General features: G+C 28.0%; 16 protein-coding genes. 1 reads left to right on the forward strand and 15 read right to left on the reverse strand.

Going from position 1 to position 20307, the window contains the following annotated elements; translation table 11 throughout:
* Nucleotides 1-224 precede the first annotated feature (224 nt).
* The 8 genes from AC2JAQ_RS09595 to uraA all read right to left on the reverse strand — a co-directional run bounded on the left by AC2JAQ_RS09595 (nucleotide 225) and on the right by uraA (nucleotide 7873).
* Nucleotides 225-1103: a ComEC/Rec2 family competence protein gene (locus AC2JAQ_RS09595; RefSeq protein ID WP_488456249.1), complete on the reverse strand. Its 879-nt coding sequence runs from the start codon at nucleotides 1101-1103 to the stop codon at nucleotides 225-227.
* Nucleotides 1104-1293: 190 nt separating this feature from the next.
* Entirely contained in the window at nucleotides 1294-1548 is a 255-nt protein-coding gene (locus tag AC2JAQ_RS09600) for a GHKL domain-containing protein (protein WP_488458796.1), read from the reverse strand.
* On the reverse strand, nucleotides 1518-2621 hold the full coding sequence (locus AC2JAQ_RS09605; protein WP_488456250.1) for a GHKL domain-containing protein: 1104 nt from the start codon (nucleotides 2619-2621) through the stop codon (nucleotides 1518-1520). The genes AC2JAQ_RS09600 and AC2JAQ_RS09605 overlap by 31 nt, the downstream gene beginning before the upstream one ends.
* A complete protein-coding gene (locus tag AC2JAQ_RS09610; protein ID WP_488456251.1) occupies nucleotides 2615-3325 on the reverse strand; it encodes a LytR/AlgR family response regulator transcription factor in 711 nt (236 codons plus the stop codon). Before AC2JAQ_RS09610 ends, AC2JAQ_RS09605 begins: the two co-directional genes overlap by 7 nt.
* Before the next feature lie 137 nt (nucleotides 3326-3462).
* A complete protein-coding gene (locus AC2JAQ_RS09615; protein WP_488456252.1) occupies nucleotides 3463-4506 on the reverse strand; it encodes an N-acetylmuramoyl-L-alanine amidase in 1044 nt (347 codons plus the stop codon).
* A 102-nt stretch (nucleotides 4507-4608) separates the two neighbouring features.
* Nucleotides 4609-4896, reverse strand: coding sequence for a thiamine-binding protein (locus tag AC2JAQ_RS09620; protein ID WP_488456253.1), 288 nt, complete (start codon nucleotides 4894-4896; stop codon nucleotides 4609-4611).
* 234 nt (nucleotides 4897-5130) lie between these two features.
* Nucleotides 5131-6144 carry a resuscitation-promoting factor gene (locus AC2JAQ_RS09625; RefSeq protein WP_488456254.1) on the reverse strand — a complete coding sequence of 338 codons (1014 nt, stop codon included), beginning with the start codon at nucleotides 6142-6144 and terminating at the stop codon, nucleotides 5131-5133.
* Between the two features lie 427 nt (nucleotides 6145-6571).
* A complete protein-coding gene (gene uraA / locus AC2JAQ_RS09630) occupies nucleotides 6572-7873 on the reverse strand; it encodes a uracil permease (protein WP_488456255.1) in 1302 nt (433 codons plus the stop codon).
* 187 nt (nucleotides 7874-8060) lie between these two features.
* On the opposite strand from uraA, the gene AC2JAQ_RS09635 reads away from it, so the two are divergent.
* On the forward strand, nucleotides 8061-9644 hold the full coding sequence (locus tag AC2JAQ_RS09635) for an ABC-F family ATP-binding cassette domain-containing protein (RefSeq protein WP_488456256.1): 1584 nt from the start codon (nucleotides 8061-8063) through the stop codon (nucleotides 9642-9644).
* Nucleotides 9645-9690: 46 nt separating this feature from the next.
* Here the strand turns inward: AC2JAQ_RS09635 and AC2JAQ_RS09640 are convergent, their stop codons facing one another.
* The 7 genes from AC2JAQ_RS09640 to AC2JAQ_RS09670 all read right to left on the reverse strand — a co-directional run bounded on the left by AC2JAQ_RS09640 (nucleotide 9691) and on the right by AC2JAQ_RS09670 (nucleotide 20298).
* Complete coding sequence (locus AC2JAQ_RS09640; protein ID WP_488456257.1) at nucleotides 9691-10647, reverse strand: polysaccharide deacetylase family protein; 957 nt, start codon at nucleotides 10645-10647, stop codon at nucleotides 9691-9693.
* Nucleotides 10648-10895: 248 nt separating this feature from the next.
* A complete protein-coding gene (locus AC2JAQ_RS09645) occupies nucleotides 10896-13079 on the reverse strand; it encodes a DNA topoisomerase III (RefSeq protein ID WP_488456258.1) in 2184 nt (727 codons plus the stop codon).
* Nucleotides 13080-13262: 183 nt separating this feature from the next.
* Nucleotides 13263-14681 carry a PH domain-containing protein gene (locus tag AC2JAQ_RS09650; RefSeq protein ID WP_488456259.1) on the reverse strand — a complete coding sequence of 473 codons (1419 nt, stop codon included), beginning with the start codon at nucleotides 14679-14681 and terminating at the stop codon, nucleotides 13263-13265.
* 9 nt (nucleotides 14682-14690) lie between these two features.
* Complete coding sequence (locus AC2JAQ_RS09655; protein WP_488456260.1) at nucleotides 14691-15131, reverse strand: PH domain-containing protein; 441 nt, start codon at nucleotides 15129-15131, stop codon at nucleotides 14691-14693.
* Nucleotides 15132-15297: 166 nt separating this feature from the next.
* Complete coding sequence (locus AC2JAQ_RS09660) at nucleotides 15298-15690, reverse strand: hypothetical protein (RefSeq protein WP_488456261.1); 393 nt, start codon at nucleotides 15688-15690, stop codon at nucleotides 15298-15300.
* A gap of 150 nt (nucleotides 15691-15840) precedes the next feature.
* On the reverse strand, nucleotides 15841-19116 hold the full coding sequence (locus tag AC2JAQ_RS09665) for a ligand-binding sensor domain-containing protein (protein WP_488456262.1): 3276 nt from the start codon (nucleotides 19114-19116) through the stop codon (nucleotides 15841-15843).
* An 81-nt stretch (nucleotides 19117-19197) separates the two neighbouring features.
* Complete coding sequence (locus AC2JAQ_RS09670; protein ID WP_488456263.1) at nucleotides 19198-20298, reverse strand: DHHW family protein; 1101 nt, start codon at nucleotides 20296-20298, stop codon at nucleotides 19198-19200.
* Between the last annotated feature and the right edge of the window lie 9 nt (nucleotides 20299-20307).

The following is a 20307-nucleotide window of genomic DNA, read 5'->3' on the forward strand; positions in this document are numbered from 1 at the left end:
CTAAGAAATAAATTTAAATCATTTTTAAACAATAAAAATTAAAACCGCAGAAAAAATTTCTACGGTTTAAAGCATGCAAATAAATATTACATAAAAAATTTACATAATTATACTTAAAACACCGTAGTTTTGTTTAAAGACAGGAGGCTTCCGAACTGTCTATATCTTATTTTCTAAGTCATTATATAATATATACAAAAAAAAATCAACACATCATTTAATAACTATTTAGCGCTCTCACTATGTAATTTCACATCAAGTTTTTCTCCATTAGATGTAATTGTTATATCTCCATCTCTAAAAGTTTCATAAACTGTAACTCCTGCTTTTTTAAGATTGCTCATGGTTTCCTTATGTGGATGACCATATTTATTGTCCTTTCCGCAAGAAACTATAGCAATACTTGGATCAACAGCTTTTAAAAATGGTTCACTAGTTGAAGAATGAGATCCATGATGCCCTAATTTAAGTACATCTGCTTTTAGATTTTTATGCTCATTTAAAACTTCTTGCTCTACAGGAGTTTCTGCATCGCCTGTAAACATAAATGAATTATTACCATAAGATATCTTCATTATTGGCGAGTAGTCATTTAACTCTTCGTAATTTGTTTTTATAGGAGAATAAACCTCCACCTTTGTATTCTTTCCTAAATCTATATCAGTTCCTTCTTTTATTTGTTTTATTTTTAATCCTTCATTTTTCACTGCTTTCAACATATTTTCATAAGTTTTTGTTGTATGTGCCACCTTAGGAGCATAAAAAGATTTAACATCAAAATTTTCTAAAACCTCATCCATTCCCCCTATATGGTCCTCATGTGGATGAGTTGCTATAGCTATATCAATAGTCTTTATTCCTCTATTTTTTAAATCCTTAACTAAGTCTTGAGCTCCTGCATTTGTTCCTGCATCTATAAGCATATTTTTTCCATTAACCTGAATTAATTCACTATCCCCTTGTCCAACATTCAAATATGTAACACTTATACCATTTCCCTGAACTTGAGTAGTTTTCACACTTGTATTGCTTTTTTGTGCTCCACACCCTACAAAGCTTAAAACTGTAATTGTACTTATTATTGCTAATATTTTTTTAAACATTTTCCCTCCAAAAGTTTTTTATATATTTTTTATAATATTAACATATTTTTAATCTTTATTGTATTTTTTCTTAATTTAAATAGTTCTTTTATGTATAATATCCCCTTCTAAAATTAGCCGAAATATAATATAATTAAGACATAGTCACCAAATATATAAATATAAAAAAAGAAGCATAGATTTTTTATGTCTAAGCTTCTTTTTCTCTATTTAAGGGAATAAGCATTTTCAAAATGAATTTATTCTCTAAAGATTCAATGCTTATTTCTCCATCATATTTTTCTAAGGCTAATCTTATATTCTTAAGTCCTATTCCATGCAAAAATTTATCTCTCTTATCTGTTAAAAATGCCCCATTTAATACTTTAACTTTATTAGTCTTTGAATTTTCAATCTTAACAACATAAAAATTATTTACATATGTTCCTTTAATATATATATATATCTTCTTTCATAATCTTTTATTTTCTTACAAGCTTCTATAGCATTATCAATACAATTTGAAAAAATAGTACATATATCGAAGTACTCAATAAAATTAGCCTTTGAAAAATCTATAAAAACTTTCAGGTCAATATTATTTTTAATACAAGCATCTTTTTTATTATTTAATATTACATCTAAAACTTCATTTCCTGTATTAAATCCAATATTAAGCTTATCAATTTCTAATTTAATGCTATCTATGTATTTTTTTCTAATTTCTGAATCCTTATTATTTCCTTCAATACAAGAAATATGATTTTTCATATCATGATAAAGCCTCTTTACCTTTTCTTGATTATCTCTCAAATTAGAATAATATTCATATTCCATTTCCAATTTATTTTTTATAAATTTATTTTCTAACTTTAACTTATTATTTTTAATTATTTTGCTAACAATAAACATTAAAGACATATTAGATAACAAAATCAGTATGGCAATAAAAAATATAGAAATATCATCTCCTAAATTCTCATTTCCACCACTAAAGGCATATCCAAAAATAACTAATATCATTATTATATTGGTTGCTATAGGTGTAAGCATATATAAAAAATCGCCTTTACCAATATCCACATGAAGCTTTAAATACTTAACAATAATAATTAAAGATATCAAAATAACCTTAGATAATATCATTGTTTCAAGTCTATAAAAATTTCTGTTTAAAAGTTCAGAAACACTACTTAAATCATTTATCTTAACCACAAAGGATATAGACAAAGCCTCTACTGTAAGCATAAACAACCAAAATATTAAAGAAACCATAATACATTTTATATTGTTAACCTTAAAATTTCTCTTATAAAATACTAGACCTAAAAAAAAGCATATTATTATCCGCTCATTAGGATATACATTTATAAATTTCAAACCAATAGAAAAAATTATTATTATTATAAATGAGAAAATTCCATATTTAGTACTTCTCTTTTTTTCACTAAATTGACTTATAAGAATATAAAAACTTAACCACTCTATAAGTATAGAAACAATCTCCATCAAATCCCAAGTTATATTGTTCATCAGCATATTAAGTCTCCTAAAATACTAGTTAATCTCAGCTTTAAGTTCTTCATTCTATGCTTACTTACAGGTAGATTAAATTCATTTATTATAAGAGAGTCTTTTTGAAGCTCCTCTATTTTTGATAAATTAACAATATAGCTTGTATGACATCTAAAAAAGCCAATATTTTTTAGTTCTTTTTCTAATTTGTTCATACTAGTCTTTACTATATATTCCTGGGAGTTAGTATGTATAATCACCTTTCTATCAAAGGTTTCAAGAAACAATATGTCTTCAATCCTAAGCTTAAGCATACTTCCCTTATCTTTTATTGTTATATATGTATCTCTTTTTTTAATAATACTCTCTACACAAGCAGTTACTTGCTCTTTTAATTCTATAAGCTTAACTGGTTTTATCAAATACCTGAAAGCCCTTACTTCATATCCTTTTTGAACATAATCCCATAAAGCTGTTATAAATATAATCTCAACCTTATCGTCATATTCCCTAACTTTTCTAGCTGTTTCCATTCCAGTTAATTTTCCCATTTGAATATCTAAAAAAAGTATGTCCAACTTTTCTGGATATGATTTTAATAAATCTTCTCCACTTTCAAAAGCTATTATTTTATAATCAATACCTATTTCATCTAAAACTTTACTTAAATTATTTTTTAGTTCTTCTCTTTGCAAGGAATTATCTTCACATAATGCAATAGTAAACATGTCTAATAATCTCCTTTTACCTTATTGTACACTCGTAATTTTATCATATTTTTCTATACATTGGTGGAAATTCTAAGTCATTTTTTAAATATTTAATAAAACTAAACAAGACCTAGAAAAACCAGGTCTTATTAACATTAATCCATTTTAATATACTTTGCAGTAAACCATGCAGTCTTATATCCTTCACTAGCTAAATAAGTTGCCAAAGCATACTCATTTTCTATTTTATGAACATAAAGTCTTTCATTATTTTTAACATATCCCATCCTACTTGATGTTTGTGATGGATTATATCTAGCATCTAATTCTGTCACTATATTTATAGCCGTTGCATTAGTATCTATTCTCAAATATTTTTGATTAGCACTAACCCACACCCTTGAAGATTCTACCCCATTAAAATCTTTCCAATAAGTCACTGGTAAATAGTCTTTTTTATCGCATACTTCAGGCAAAATCCTAATTCTCTCTCCAGCAAATATTTCTCCTAAATCTCTATAATTACTACTTGGATTGTCCCTTGGATCTAAAGCAACCATTGCTTTTGCATTAGTTATTTTTAAAAACTTATCTTTTGAAGAGTCATTTATAGAAGGCGGAGTCTCCCCACCATTATTTTCTGAATCAGATCCATTATCACTACTTATACTATTTCCATCTATTGCTTCTGCAATTAAATTTCCTATAAAATCTGGTCCTTTTTCTTTATATATTCTAACATCTTCAGTTGCTTCACAAAAACAAACTTCTACTATAACTGCTGGCATTGATGTTTTCCTTAATTCATATAGCTTAGAATTAACTCTAACACCTCTATTCTTAAATCCAGTTTCACTAGAAACTTTATCAACTATTTTTTTTGCGTATTCTTCTGCTTTTCCTCCAGTACCATAAATCCAAGTACCTGTTCCCAATGCACCTTCATAAATATTATAAGCCTTATCAAAGTGTATGGATATAAATAAATCTACATCATTATCTTCTGCTTTTTGTACTCCTAAATATAAATCTGTGTTAACATCACAATCTCCTGGAGTTACATCAATAACATTATGACCTATTTTATCTAAATATTTAATTAAAGCCTTATAAACCTTTCTATTCTCAGTTGTTTCATCTATTATTCCACTTGCACCCTTTGCTTGAAAATTATGTCCACCTCTTACTGCTATTTTCATAAGAAATTACCTCCTGAAAAATATTTTCTTCTCATTATATAAATATTTTCAAATAGTAATTTCAGTTCCAATATTCTAAAATTTTCTTTAATTTATGTTATTTTATCTGTATTTCCCAACTTTTTCTTCCATAGTAACTCCATCTTTCTTATAATCTATTTTTACTATGGATATAATTCTTCCTGCCCCTTCTTTAAGGCATATATCTTGAGATTTCTTTACTATTTCTAATAGTTCATCAATATTTCCTTCCATAGTTGTTTCCATAGGTCCAACCTCATATTTAACACCAGTTGACTCTATATATTCAATAACCCTATCAACAACTTCATAAAGTCTTTCTTCTTTTACCGATGGTATTATTTGCAAACTAACATTACAAGTCATCATCTTAATTCACTCCTCATATTAAAAATTTACATTATACATTAAAGTTATTATGCAATAACAAAAAATGGACTTATATTATTCTATATAATTCCATTTTATCATAAATTCTATTTCAATAAAAATAGCTTATATTCTTAATAGATATAAAGCTTTTATTTTTAGAAAATACTACTTTTAAAAATATTTTTAGTCAAAACAAAAAGACAGGCTAAAAAGCCTGTCCTTTTATCGTAGTTAATTTAATATATAAACGTCTAAGTTTCTAACGCCCCAGTTAGATGCCTCTGCCTCTGTATTGAAGAAAAGGTCTACCTTATTTCCTTTTATAGCACCACCTGTATCAGCCGCAATAGCATATCCATATCCCTCTACATATAGCTTTGTTCCTAAAGGTATAACATTAGGATCCACAGCAATTGTACTATACCCATTTGGGTCTCTAAGAACATGCATTCCTGATGCTGTATATGCCTCTGCTGAGCCTGCTGGATGAGTATAAGCTGTAGAGGTAACACTTATCTTTTTCTTAAAGTTTATACTTTCTCCCCCTCTACTTAGGGTTTGAGCCTCTTGCGTACCTTTTACAACTTCTTTATTTACAGGTTCTTTAACAACTAATTCCTGTACAACGTTATTACTTATTTCTTTTCCATTCTCATAAACAAGTTCGCGAGTTACTTCTTTCTCACCATTTTGTCCATTACTTAATACTTCTGTATATGTTTGTGGCTTAGATTCATCTTTTTTAACTTCTGTTGTAAATTCTATAGGATGAACTTCTGTAACTTTCTTTACATCAACATTTACCACTTCAACATTCATTCCATCTTTTAGACTCTCATCTCTACTTGGTAGTATCTTATCATTATCATCAAAAGATATTCCTTCTGATTTTAACATATCCTCTACATTATCTTCCGCACTGACAATCTCTTTTTCGCCCTCTGCTGTTTTTACTTTTACATTAACAGCCTTATTTACAGTGATTGTCTCATTTTTTGATATTTTACTTTCTAATGAAGGTATTACTTTGTCTTGAGGTGCTACTGTTATTCCATTATCGTGTAAAGCCCCTTGTACTGTACCTTGGTAGGTAACAATCTCCGTTTTCTCTCCATTAACTACTACGTTAAGAGTTTTTCTCATTGAAAATACTACTATTCCTCCAGCTAAGACCAACCCCGTCAGCCCAACTGCTAAAGTTTTATTTCTATTTTCCTTTGAAAACAACTTTTTAATATTTACCATATTATCTCCTCCTTCTGGCAAGTAAAAGTTTTACGCTTCCATGCGAAAGTTATACGCTTTTCTGTATGTCAGAAGGGATTTTACACTTTTTAAGTAAAATACATTACTTATTGTAACCCATTTGTAATAATTAATCAAATGGCCTATTTTACTCATATTCGTACTATTTCTATAAATTCTTAGATATATTCTCTTAAAACCCTGTTCAACTCTATAAATGCTCTATTATACTTCTTGTATCTCTAAATAATGCATAGTTTTATGCTATTAATTTAAAATTCAGACAATTCACTAAATTTATTTTAAAGGTTTTTTTGGCAAAAAATAAGCTAAATTCTATTAAAAACCTAAACCAAAGGATTAATAAAAAACTTTAATTTTTATCCTTTATTCCAATTTATTAATAGAATTTAGCTTTTCTGTTTAACTATTCTTTTTCATTCATTAAACCTAATTTATCAAATAACATAAATGATAAGCTTAAAATCATAGCAACTATTGTTGCTAATCCCATTCCTTTAATTTCTATTGCACCAAATCTTACTGCTATATTACTTAATCCAACTATCATTACTACTGATGTTAATATTAAGTTTCTTGATTTTGAGTAATCAACTTTCTCTTCTATAAATGTTCTTAATCCTGATGTAGCTATAGTACCAAATAGAAGTAAACTTACTCCTCCTATTACTGGTGTTGGTATGCTTCTTATAAGAGCTGATAAAGTTCCTGAAAATCCTAAGATTACAGAAAGTGCTCCTGCACCACATATTACATAAGAACTATAAACCTTTGTTAATGCCATAACTCCAATATTCTCACCATAAGTTGTTGTAGGTACTGATCCAAAAAATCCAGATATCATAGTTGATATTCCATCTCCTAAAAGAGATTTATTAAGACCAGGATCTTTAGATAAATCTTTTCCAACTATACTACTTGTTACTACTAAATGACCAACATGCTCTGCAACTACTACAAATGTTGCTGGTAAAATTGTTAATATTGCATTTAAGCTCGGTTTAGCTATATGTATTTGAGGTAGTACAAAAAGACTTGCCTCTCTTACTGGTGTAAAATCTACTAAACCTAAGAAGCAACTAGCTACGTATCCAGTAACTATACCTATTAATATAGGTATTACCTTTAAGAAACCTCTTAACAATACTGAAGATAAAATTACAGTTATTATTGTAATCATTGAAACTAATACCCATGTTGGATTTAAGGTTGGTGAATTAGACAAACCTACTGGAAAACCAGCCATATCTGCAGCTGTTGGAGCTAACTCCAACCCTATTATTGTTACTATAGCCCCCATAGCTGCTGGTGGAAATAACTTTCTAATCCAACCAGTTCCTACAAAGCCTACAATAATAGCTATAGTAGCAAACAATAAACCTGAAACTACAAACCCACTTTGTACTTCATTGAAGGAATATCCTTGTCCCATTAAAAGTAATACTGGTGATATAAATGCAAAACTTGATCCTAAGTATGCTGGAATCTTTCTTTTTGTTATGAATGCATATATTAAGGTTCCTATTCCATTGAAGAATAAGACCGTTGCAGGATCAATATTTAAAAGAATTGGTACTAAGACTGATGATCCAAACATTGCAAATAAATGTTGGACACTTAAAGGAATTGCTTTTTTTAGAGGTACTTTATCCTCTACTCCTATGACTTCTAGTAGTTCTACCTCTTTATTTTTCTCAGCTTCTGCCATGTTATTTCTCCTCCCTTTTCTAGACTCTCAGGTCTAAATTAAAAGTTTATATAAAATATAGCACACCGTTCATAATAATTCAATATTTTTTTGTCGCATTTTATGTTATAATAAGTATCCATGTACATAAAACTATTTTTGTGCATTAACAAATTATTAAAATTAGAAGAAGAAAGGACAGAACTTAATGATTACAGTAAATAATGTAAGCTTAAGATTTGGTGGAAGAAAACTTTTTGAAGATGTTAACTTAAAGTTTACTCCTGGAAATTGTTACGGAGTTATTGGCGCAAATGGTGCTGGTAAATCTACATTTTTAAAAATATTAGCTGGTGAAATAGAACCTAATACAGGAGAAGTTTCAATCCCTGCTAAGACTAGAGTTTCTGTTTTAAAACAGGATCATTATCAATATGATGATTGTGAAGTTTTAAAAACAGTTATAATGGGAAATCCAAGATTATTTGAAATAATGGAAGAAAAAGATGCTTTATATGCAAAGCCTGATTTTTCTGATGAAGACGGAATAAAAGCTGCTGAACTTGAGGCAGAATTTGCAGATTTAGATGGATGGGAAGCAGAATCAGAAGCTTCTTCATTACTTCAAGGGTTAGGAATAGGTACTGAACTTCACTACAACACTGTTGGTGATCTTAAAGGTGATGAAAAAGTTAAGGTTCTTTTAGCCCAAGCACTGTTTGGTAAACCTGATGTACTTATCCTTGACGAGCCTACAAACCACTTAGATATAAAAGCTATTACATGGCTTGAAAACTTCTTAGGAAACTTTGAAGGAACAGTTATAGTTGTATCCCATGATAGACATTTCTTAAACATGGTTTGTACACAAATATGTGATGTTGACTTTGGAAAAATCAAATTATATGTTGGTAACTATGATTTCTGGTATGAATCAAGTCAACTTGCTCTTCAAATGGCTAAAGACCAAAACAAGAAAAAAGAAGAGAAGATTAAAGAACTTCAAAACTTCATTGCTAGATTCAGTGCTAACGCTTCTAAATCTAAGCAAGCTACTTCTCGTAAGAAGTTATTAGACAAAATAACTTTAGATGATATTCAACCTTCAAGCAGAAAATATCCTTTCGTTGGATTTAAACCTGAAAGAGAGGTTGGAAATGATATATTAGAAGTTAATGGAATATCAAAAACAGTTGACGGAGTTAAACTTTTAGATAACGTAAGTTTTAGAGTTAACAAAGACGATAAGATTGCTTTCGTTGGAAATGAAAGATCAATAACAACTTTATTCAAGATTATAAACGGAGAAATGGAACCAGATTCAGGAGATTACAAATGGGGTGTAACTATCTCAAGCGCATACTTCCCTAAAGACAACACTGAATTCTTTGAGGGTTGTGAATTAAGCCTAGTTGATTGGCTTAGACAATTCTCTGATGAAAAATCTGAATCTTACTTAAGAGGATTCTTAGGAAGAATGTTATTCTCAGGTGAAGAGGCTCTAAAACAAGCTTCTGTATTATCAGGGGGAGAAAAAGTTAGATGTATGCTTTCTAAGTTAATGCTTAGCTCAGCTAACGTTTTAACATTAGACCAACCTACTAACCACTTAGATCTTGAATCAATAACAGCAGTAAATAACGGTTTAGCTGACTATAAGAGTGTACTATTATTCGCTTGTCACGACCACCAATTCGTTCAAACTATAGCAAATAGAATCATAGAGTTAACTCCAGAAGGAATTAAATTTGATAAAGTTTGCTCATATGATGAATATTTAGAGAGTAAATAATAAAAAGCACTAGTTTTTCTAGTGCTTTTCTATTTAAGATATATAATTAAATATTTGCATCACTTATTGTTTTGAATTCGTATCCTTCATCTTTATAATACTTTATTATTTCAGGCAATGCTTTTACTGTTTTTTCTTTCCCGAAAGTATCATGCATAAGTAAAACAACTTGATCTTTTCCTTTCGAAGTTTTTTTGACATATTCAATCATTTCATCTATTGTATATGGTTTTCCTTCAGCATCTCCATTTAAAGCATTCCAATCTACATTTACTACTCTATTCTTTTCTAAACTATTATTTAATTCATTCAAGTTTCTATCTTTATAATACACTCTGCTATTATATCCACCTGGCATCCTTAAAACATTTGTATCAAACTCAACTCCAAGTACTTCTCTCATTAAATCATTAGTCCTTTTAAACTCATCCATAAAATAATCAACATCTGTTGCATTTCCTGGGTAAAGACTCTTAAAATTATGACTATAACTATGATTAGCTATGGCATGCCCCTCACTTATCGCTCTTTTTAAAGTTTCTTTCGTCGCTTGTCCAGACTCCAGTCTTGTTCCTAAAACAAAGAAAGTTCCCTTAACATCCTCACTTTTTAGGATATTTAAAACCTGTTCTGTAAGTGGGCTAGGTCCATCATCAAAAGTAAGAAACACATACTTCTCATCTCCTTTATAAGAACCATCTACCATTTTACTTACATCTTGTACATTTACAGCATAGTTTTTACCATCAAAAGTAACATTTCTACCTGGAACAATATCAGTTGCTTTATATTCAGGAAGTTGAACTGTAGCTTCTTCCATTTCTACCTCTTTATTTTCATCTCCTGTATTTCCCTTAACTATTTCTGTCTTTCCATTTAAAGCAATTCTTGTCCCCAAAAATACTAAAACAACTATAGCAAGTAAAACTACTCCTATCCTTCTTCGTATATATTTTCTTTTTAAAGCCTTATTTTTTCTTTTGCTAAAACTCCTCTTACTCATATTCCCTCCAAAACACAACTTAATTCTATTTAATTATACAAAATTCTTCCTTTTTAAGTGGTAAATTTTTTATTACAGAATGATGTTATATTATGTATTTTTCATTAATTATCAATATAAACTTTTAAAATAGCGTAAAAATTTTTCTCTATACAAATAGTATATTCAAAATAAGATTTTATATTATTTTATAAAAAAATAAGAACTTAAATATACTAAAAAGCATATTTAAGCTCTACAAAATTTAATTAATCAAACTTAAGTCCACCTAAAAGATCAGCAAAAGGATTATTTATATCTTCATTTGCTTCCTTTTTCATTTTTTGCATTATTTTATTTATTTCTCTTTTATTAGTTTTATTATTTTTATCAAATCTCTTCTTAAACTGAGATTCTTTCTCTCTAAAATTACAGTTAGCTCCTGGACAAACATATATTTTACCTTCTCCATGACCTCTAAGCTCTAACTTTTTCTTACACTCAGGACATCTAGCATTGGTTATTCTAGAAATATTTTCTCTATACCCACATGCTCTATCCTGACATACATTCATAGTTCCGTTCTTTCCTTTAACCTCAAGCATATATTTACCACACTCTGGACATTTTTTTCCTGTTAAATTATCATGATGGAACTTATTTTCTCCAAGTTTTACATCCTCAATTAATGCAACCGTATAATTTCTTATATCCTTTATAAATTTTTTAGAATCGCCTTTTCCTTTGCTTATTCTCTCTAACATCTCTTCCCAGTTAGCTGTTAAAAGTGGTGATTTTAAATCCTTTGGAACTAAATCTATAAGTTGTTTTCCCTTAGAAGTTGGAACTATTTCTTTTCCTCTTTTCTCTATTACAAAGGAATTAAATAATTTTTCTATAATATCAGCTCTTGTTGCAACAGTTCCAAGACCTCCTGTTTCTCCTAAAGTTTTGGCTGAAGATTTATCTATAGAGATATACTTTTGAGGATTTTCCATAGCAGATAATAAAGTACCTTCATTAAATCTTGCTGGTGGCTTAGTTTCTCCTTTTTTAACATTAACCTTAAGAACTTTAAATTCATCTCCCTTATTTAATTTAGGAAGTTCTTGCTCTTTTATCTCTTCTTCTCCATCCTCTTCTATTTCTTTATCATAAAGTTTCTTCCATCCTTTGGATTTAACAACTTTTCCCTTTGCAATCAGCTTCTCTCCATTAACTTCCCCAGTTAAAGTCGTTTGAATATATTCAAATGGAGGCATTAAAACACTTAAAAATCTTTTAACTACAAGCTCATATACTCTTCTTTCATCAGAACTTAAATTAGCTAAATTACCTCTTTCTTCAGTTGGAATTATAGCGTGATGATCTGAAACCTTGCTATCATCTACAAAACTTTTATTACTCTTTATTTGTCCTTTTAAAAGCTCTGTAGCTATAGTTCTAAATTCTCCTGTAGCAACAGCTTTTAATCTATCTGGAATTGTAGAAATTATATCCTTTGAAATATATCTTGAATCTGTTCTTGGGTATGTAAGAAGCTTATGATTTTCGTATAATCTTTGCATTATATTTAAAGTTTGTTTAGCTGAATATCCGAATATCTTGTTGCAGTCTCTTTGAAGTTCAGTTAAATCATACAACTGAGGAGCAAATTTCTTTTTACTAGCTTCGTTTATACTTACTATCTTACCATTAACACTCTTTAATTTATTTACAACTTTATCTTTAAACTCTTCATTAAATATTCTTGAATTATTATCCTTATTAACCCATGTGAAAGAGCACTTGTCTGTATCCACAGAGATTGTATTAAAAGCTTTAGGTTTAAAGTTCTTTATATCCTCTTCTCTTTGGACTATCATTGCTAAAGTAGGTGATTGAACCCTTCCAGCTGAAAGTTGAGCATTATATTTACAAGTTAAAGCTCTAGTTACATTTAAGCCAACTAACCAATCTGCTTCTGCTCTACATTGAGCAGCTCTATATAAATTATCATATTGATTTCCTGGCTTTAAATTTTTAAATCCATCCAATATAGCCTTATTAGTTTGAGAAGATATCCAAAGTCTCTTAATAGACTTTTTAACATGAGCCTTCTCTATTATCCAACGTGCTACAAGTTCTCCTTCTCTTCCTGCATCTGTAGCAATTATAATTTCATCTACATCTTTTCTTTCCATTTGTTTTTTAACTTCATAGAATTGCTTTGTAGCTTTTTTTATAACTTTAAGCTTCATATTTTTAGGAAGCATAGGAAGAGTCTCCATAGACCATGTTTTAAATTTATTGTCATAATCCTCTGGTGATTGTAACTCAACTAAATGCCCTAAAGCCCAAGTTATGATATAATCTTTTCCCTCTATATAACTACCTTTATTATTATTGCACTTTAAAACCTTAGCAATTTCTCTACCAACGCTTGGCTTTTCTGCTAATACTAATTTTTTCAATAAAATCATCCTTTCATAGTACTAAATCCCTTTTATAGTACCTCTTTAGATATTATTAAGACTTTTTAATAATACCTTGCATAATAATATACTACATTAAATATTCTTACTTAACAAATAAAAAATTGATGTCCAAATAATCTAATCTATTCAGACATCAATTTTAAATAAAAAGATTTTCAACTAAGCCCATCTTTTCAGCTCATTATATATATCTACCTTTAAATTTTTTAATTTTATCCAATCTATCTTTTTTTGGGAATAGAATCTCAGTTTAAAGCTCCCTATATTTTTCCTTATTTGAAATGGATTTGATGTAACTTTAATTTCCTCCATACTAGATTTTCTTATAAAAAATTGTCTTCTATTGAAAGACTTATAACTTACATAATATAAATCTTTTCCAAATCCAATCTTAGTATTTCTGTAAAGTAAAGTTCTCTCAATAACAACTAAAGTTATAGCTACCATCATCACCCATATCTCTCCAGTTAATAAGAATATTATTATACCTGAATAAATAGCTACTTGAAGAGGAACTGTATAAAATCTTCTCATTACGCTTTTTTCTGGCTTATATATCTCTCCCTCAAATATAAATTCAGGTACAAGGTTTTTAAGTATTTCTCTATATCCATTATCATTACAAAGTGGGAATATAAGCTCATCTTCTTTTATCGTATTTCCATATCCAACAACACAACATTTTATTGTATAAAATTTAAATATTTGATTTATAATATTTTGTTCTATTTTTAAAGCATGTATATTATCTGTTGGTATTGAATAACTTCTTCTGGTTAATAGGCCATATTCCACCTTTAAATAGTTATTATTTCTGTATATTGTGAATTTATAATATTTAGACAATATTGCTGATATTGAAAATACTAATATTATTAATAATAAGATACTAAATAAAAAAAGTGCTGATAAAAATATTGCTAATATTGTATTTCTAGATATTACATTTTCTTCAATAACATTTGTAAAAAAATTTATTAACCCTTGATTTAATCCTTTGTATATTTTATTCATAAAGTGTATGCTAGAATATAAAACTCCAATTCCTAATATTATATTATTTCTAAGCATTGATAATAAAATTAAATGAATTGCTGATATATTGTAAGCTAACGTCTCATTTATTTCTCGTTCATCATGTATTAAATTTCTTATTCTTAAACTTAAATTCCCATAAAGAAAATCTAAATCTCTTTTCTTAAGCACCATGACTATTTCGGCACTTCTCTTAGAAGCAGGATATACACTATCGATTTTTATTTTTCTCAAATGAAAAATTCTATATATTATATTTCTTTCAAGCTCTATTAAAGATATGCTTTTTAAAGGAACTATAAGTTCTCTCTTAAAGATAGCACCTTCTTTATATATTAAAAAACCATCATCAATCAAAATACTTGTATTCAACCATCTTAATATTGAAAAAACTAAAATTAAAACCATAGATACTACAATAGTTTCAATAATATACTCATTAAATTTTAAAGCTAAAAAAATTATTATAGGCCAAGCTTTTTTCATTATTCTAAAAAAAGTTATAAAAATATTATACCAATGATTTTTTTTATAAAATCTCATTTTTCACCCCTAGATATTCTCTTTGACTATATCATAAAACATTTTTGCTTGGCTTTCCCTAAGAGATGGAATTCCTACTTTTCCTCCAGCAGTATATATATTAACACTTTTAATTCTTAAAAGCATTGATATTGGATCTTCAAATATATTTATGTATTTAATTTTATCTATTTTAATACATATATATCGTTTAAACAAAACTCCGTATCTAATTTCAATAAAATCATCAAATATAAAATATGACCATGAAAAAAATTCAATTATTGGTCCTACTAATCCTAATATAACATATAAAATACTAACTACTAATTGAACACTATATAATATAATACCTGCAATCCCTTGAATCTCTTTAATTCCTATTTGTAAAATAAAGTACATACATATAAAAAGCAATGTTCTAAATATAACAGCTCTAACAATAAATAGTTTGCTTAATTTATATTTCATTCACTCCTCCTTTAGTAATAAAAAAACCTATAAGAAAATCACTCTTATAGGCAACCCTATTCTTCTCTATTTCTAAAGTTTCCCTTAGTATTAAATATTTTACCACATTATTATTTTTATTTAAATCATTATATTTATAAAGCACTTCTCTACCTAATATATCCACTTATTTATATTTCATGAATTTAAGCTCACTTCTCACTTGATGTTCTATAAAATTTATTAATTCTTCTTTATTATTTCTTTCTATAAATTTTTTAATCTCCTCATAATTATCTAGCAAAATTTCTATTATTAACTTTATCCAATTCACAACTTTTTTTTCTGAAGTTCTTGTCCAGTCATAAGAAATAACTAGTTTTAAATCATCATAAAGAAATTCAACTTTATTTATTTCTCTCATCATCTTTATTAATCTTCCAACTAACTCCTCATACTTCTTATTTTTCAATAAGCCCTTAAGTATAAAATCGTTTTTTAATATTACTTTTCCTCGTTTACTCCCTACTACCTTTATATTGGAAGCCATTTTTATTGCACATCTTTTTAAATCAAACATTTCTTTCTCCTAATGCATTACTTATTCCATAAAGTTTATGTATTATAATTACTCTAAATTCCTTAAAAAATAAATTAATAAACCTTATAGCAATGAACTAAAGGAAAAGAGATATATCAATAATTATGATACATCTCTTATAAAAAAATTCTATTCATCACTTTGTCTTAAAGGTAATGTAATTATGAATGTACTTCCTTTTTGCAATTCACTTTCCACCCTAATTGTTCCATGATGTAATTCTATTATACTTTTTACTAAAGTTAATCCGATTCCACTACTTCTATATTTCTTTTTAGATACACTATCTGCTTGTCCAAACCTATCAAATATGATTTCTTGTTGTTCTTTAGAAATTCCAACCCCAGTATCTTTTATTGAAATTTCTACTTTATCATCATATTCTTTTATATAGACTTCAATAGTTCCATGTCCATGAGTGTATTTTATTGCATTAGATAATAAATTAATGACACATCTTTCAATTTCATTTTTATCACATTCAACTTGTAACTCCTCTATTTCTGGATCTATTATAAGTTCTAAGTTATTTTCTTCAATATAAGATTTTAAACTTAATACTGTATCCTCAACTAAAGAAACTATCTCACAACTCTCTATATTAAGTTTATATGCTCCTGATTCTATTTTTGAGGAATCTATTATATCATTTATTATTTTTAATAAATGATTTGCATTATTTTTAAGAGTATTGCTATAATCCTCTACTTGATATTTTCCTAAAGACTCTTCTTTATTTTTCAATTTTATTAATTGAACTGTTGCTAATATAACATTTAAAGGAGTTCTAAGTTCATGGGAAAGATTTACAAAATAATCATTTTTAAATTTTTGTCTTTGAATCATTTCATCTTTTAAAGCTGTAGCTTCCTTGAAAAGTTTTTCTTTTTCAAGATAAAGCTTCTCATTCTCTTTAGCCTCTTTTTTTAATTGTTCAGCTCTTTTTTTAACTGTCTTTTCTAATGCCGTTATGTAACTCCACATTAAGAATATAACTATTACTGCACTAGAAAAATAGATTAAATAAGCTGTCGGTGTTCTCCAAGGTGGAGGAGCTATTTTTAAATCCAAAGTTGTTATTGGGGTTAAATCTCCATGATTATCTCTTGCTCTAATTAGAAGTTTATAAGTTCCGGACTCTAGATTTGCATAATTTGCATTATTTCTTTTATTTGCAAAAACCCAATCCTCATCAATTCCTTCTAATTTATATTCATAGGTTGTCTTTGTTGTGTTTAAATAATCTGGTAAAAAGAAATCCACAGATATATTATTTTCATTGTATTTTAAGTTAAGCTCTCCTCCGTAATAAGGATATGACTTGTTATTAATCTTGATATCATCTATTACTACCTTTGTCTTAGTTTTATTCCCTGTAAAATTTAAAACCTCTTTGGGATAAAATGCAGTTACACCGTTTATTCCCCCAAAAAACATTTCTCCATCTTTACTTTCAAAGTATGATCTTCCATTAAACTCATTACTTTGTAGTCCATCCATAACAGTATAATTTATAAATTTATTTGTTTTAGTATCAAGCCTAGATAAACCTCCATTTGTGCTTATCCAAAGATTATCTTCCTTATCTATAAGTATTCCGTATATAAGATTATTAGCTAATCCATTTTCAACAGTATAGTTTGTAAAATTATCTGTTTTAGGATCTAACTTGCTTAATCCCGCATCTGTTCCAATCCAAATATTTCCTTTGGAGTCTTTTGCTAAACAACGCACACCGTTATCTATAAGACTATTACTATTAAAGCTATCATTTACATAGCTTTTTAATATTCCTTTCTCCTTATCAAACTGTACTACTCCACCATCAATTCCAATAGTAATCCATAAAAAACCTTCCTCATCTTGTGATATACTTGTTACAGCATTTTCAACAATACCTACAGCTTTAAATAAATTTGAATAATCAGTAAAAGTTCCAGTCTTATCATCATAAGATTGTAATCCCCCTCTAGTTCCAATCCATAAAAGTCCATCTTTATCTACATAAACATTTCTAGCATCCATTTTATTTTTTTCCTGCATGCTTTCTGGATATTCAATCCGTTGAACTACTCCTGTCTTTTTATTAATTTTATTTATTCCTCCCTGAGTCGCAACCCATAAATGATCTTTATCAGCCTCGCATATTTGCCAAACCACATTGCTACTTAAGGTATTTGGATCATTAATTTCACTATAAAAATTTCTAACGTCACCGGTTTTAGTATTTAGAGCATTTAATCCCGCAGAATTTGTTCCAAGCCATAAAGTACCGTCTGAGTCCTTATAAATTCCGCTCATACTATTAGCACTAAGAGTATTTTCTTTATTGGGTTCTCTTTTATATTGTTTAAATGGCTGATTAGGATTTAGTAAACTTATCCCATTATATGTTCCAAACCAAAGCAGTCCACTTCTATCCTCATATGCAGTTAACACATTATTATCTACTAAACTAGTATCATCATAATATCTATTTTCAAAAAGATGCATCTTTTTATTATCTTTATCATATTCTAATAATCCTTTTTGGGTAGATAACCATAGGTTATCATATGTATCCTCGTAAATACTATTTACATTGTTTGGAGTTATGTTGAAAGACTCAATTTCTTTATCTATAAACTTAACATCTTTATAATTACTAGATATGCATATAGTGTGATTATTTGTTACAACCCATATATTATCTTCTCTATCTTTATAAATTGTAGAAACTGCTGAATTATCATTATCAACTAAATTATTTATTGGTTGAAATTCTTTGGTTTTGGTGTTAAATAAACTTAACCCCTCACTTGTACCTATCCAAACATTTCCATATTTATCTTCGCATAATGAAGTAACTACATTACTCTTTAACCCTTTTGGTTCCTTATCTTTAAAAATTTGTTCTATCTTTTCCGTCTGAGGATCATAAATATTTAATCCCTTCCGAGTAGCTATCCATATAGTTCCATCACTATGTTTTAATATATCCCATATATTATCATTAGATAACTTACTTTTCCCTTCTTCATCCTCAAACATTCTATGAACCTTATTTGTAATTATGTTTATACTGCTTACGCCTCTACTAGTTCCAACAAGAATATTATCCTTATCATACTCAACTATAGATGATATATAACTTGAATTAATACTTTCCTTATTATTTCCTTCTTCTCTAAATATAACAAATTCATGTCCATTATATCTATTTAATCCATCAGATGTTCCAAACCACATATATCCTCTATTGTCTTGAAATATCTTCGTCACAGAAGATTGGGATAATCCATCTTTTAAAGTTAAACTGTTGAATCTAAGTTCTGACTCTCCTAATGCAAAAACATTTTCACACTGAATTAATATTAGTATTAAGGATACAAAAACGTATCTTATAGCTAATTTTTTTATATTCAATTTTATTACCTCTCTAAAACTAAAATAACAATTTAATTTTCTCAAAAAACAAGAATATTGTCAAACTATGTCATATTAATTTTAGTACTTTATCCTAATAATATTAACATCTCTCAAAAAATTATCCATATTATATAATATTAAAATCTCATTAAAATTCGTATCTTTTATATATTCACTTACCTTAAATGGAAAACTCCTTAAATCTATAACATGAATCTCCTCAAAATTTCCACTTAAAAACGGAATCATTGAGTTTGCGAAAGAATCCTTAAACATTAGTAGTCTTTTCTTATTTTTAATTTCATTATTTCTTATTATAGTAAGTCCATTATTTCCTCTTATGAAAAATGAATACTTATCTCTCGTATTTAGCTTTTCATAATCATATAGATTATTAAAACACTCTCCTTGAATCTCCATAGTTGCATTATTTATATCATAATAAGTAAGAATATCACTTTCTGCATTAAAAAGCTTAGATTTAGAAAAATATGTGCCATAAAAACCATAAACTTCATGTTTCTCTTTATCTATTAATTCAATAGGCTTTTCCCCTAAACTTTCCATATAGGCTACATACGCTAAATAAGCTCCATATGTTGTCCAATGATGGTCTGTTTTATAATATATATAATCTTCTTTATTCTTCTTTAGAAGTTTTATCAAATCAATATTAGTATCTTTATTACTAGCTTCATAAACCTTAGATATAAGTTCTTCTTGATTCAAAAGTTTTAATCCCCATGGAATATATTCCTCATATATGGTGTATGAATTAGGTACAATCATAGTAGTAACTCTTCCATCATATCCATCAATAAATTCATTCAATGCTTTTAAATTGTTATTAAATCTTTCCTCATCATAGGAAATAATCTTATCAAACATATAATTCTCTTTTCCATAAACTATATTGTTATTTTCAACTTTTCCTAGAGCATATTCACTTATGGACTTTAAGTTTATCCATTTTTCTCTAAAAGCAAAGTTATCATTTATATATTCTTCATATTCATGACCGTAAGTTCCACTCATAAATGCATCAATAGAAAACTTAGGCTTTTTAGCTAAAATTCTATTTTCAAACTCTGAAAAATTTATATTTTTTTTACTCATATCAAAAGTTGCCAATAGAATGACAATAGAAAAAAATATGAAAACCATAGGATATTTTTTCATGAAATATTT

The organism is Clostridium sp. LIBA-8553 (assembly GCF_057782465.1).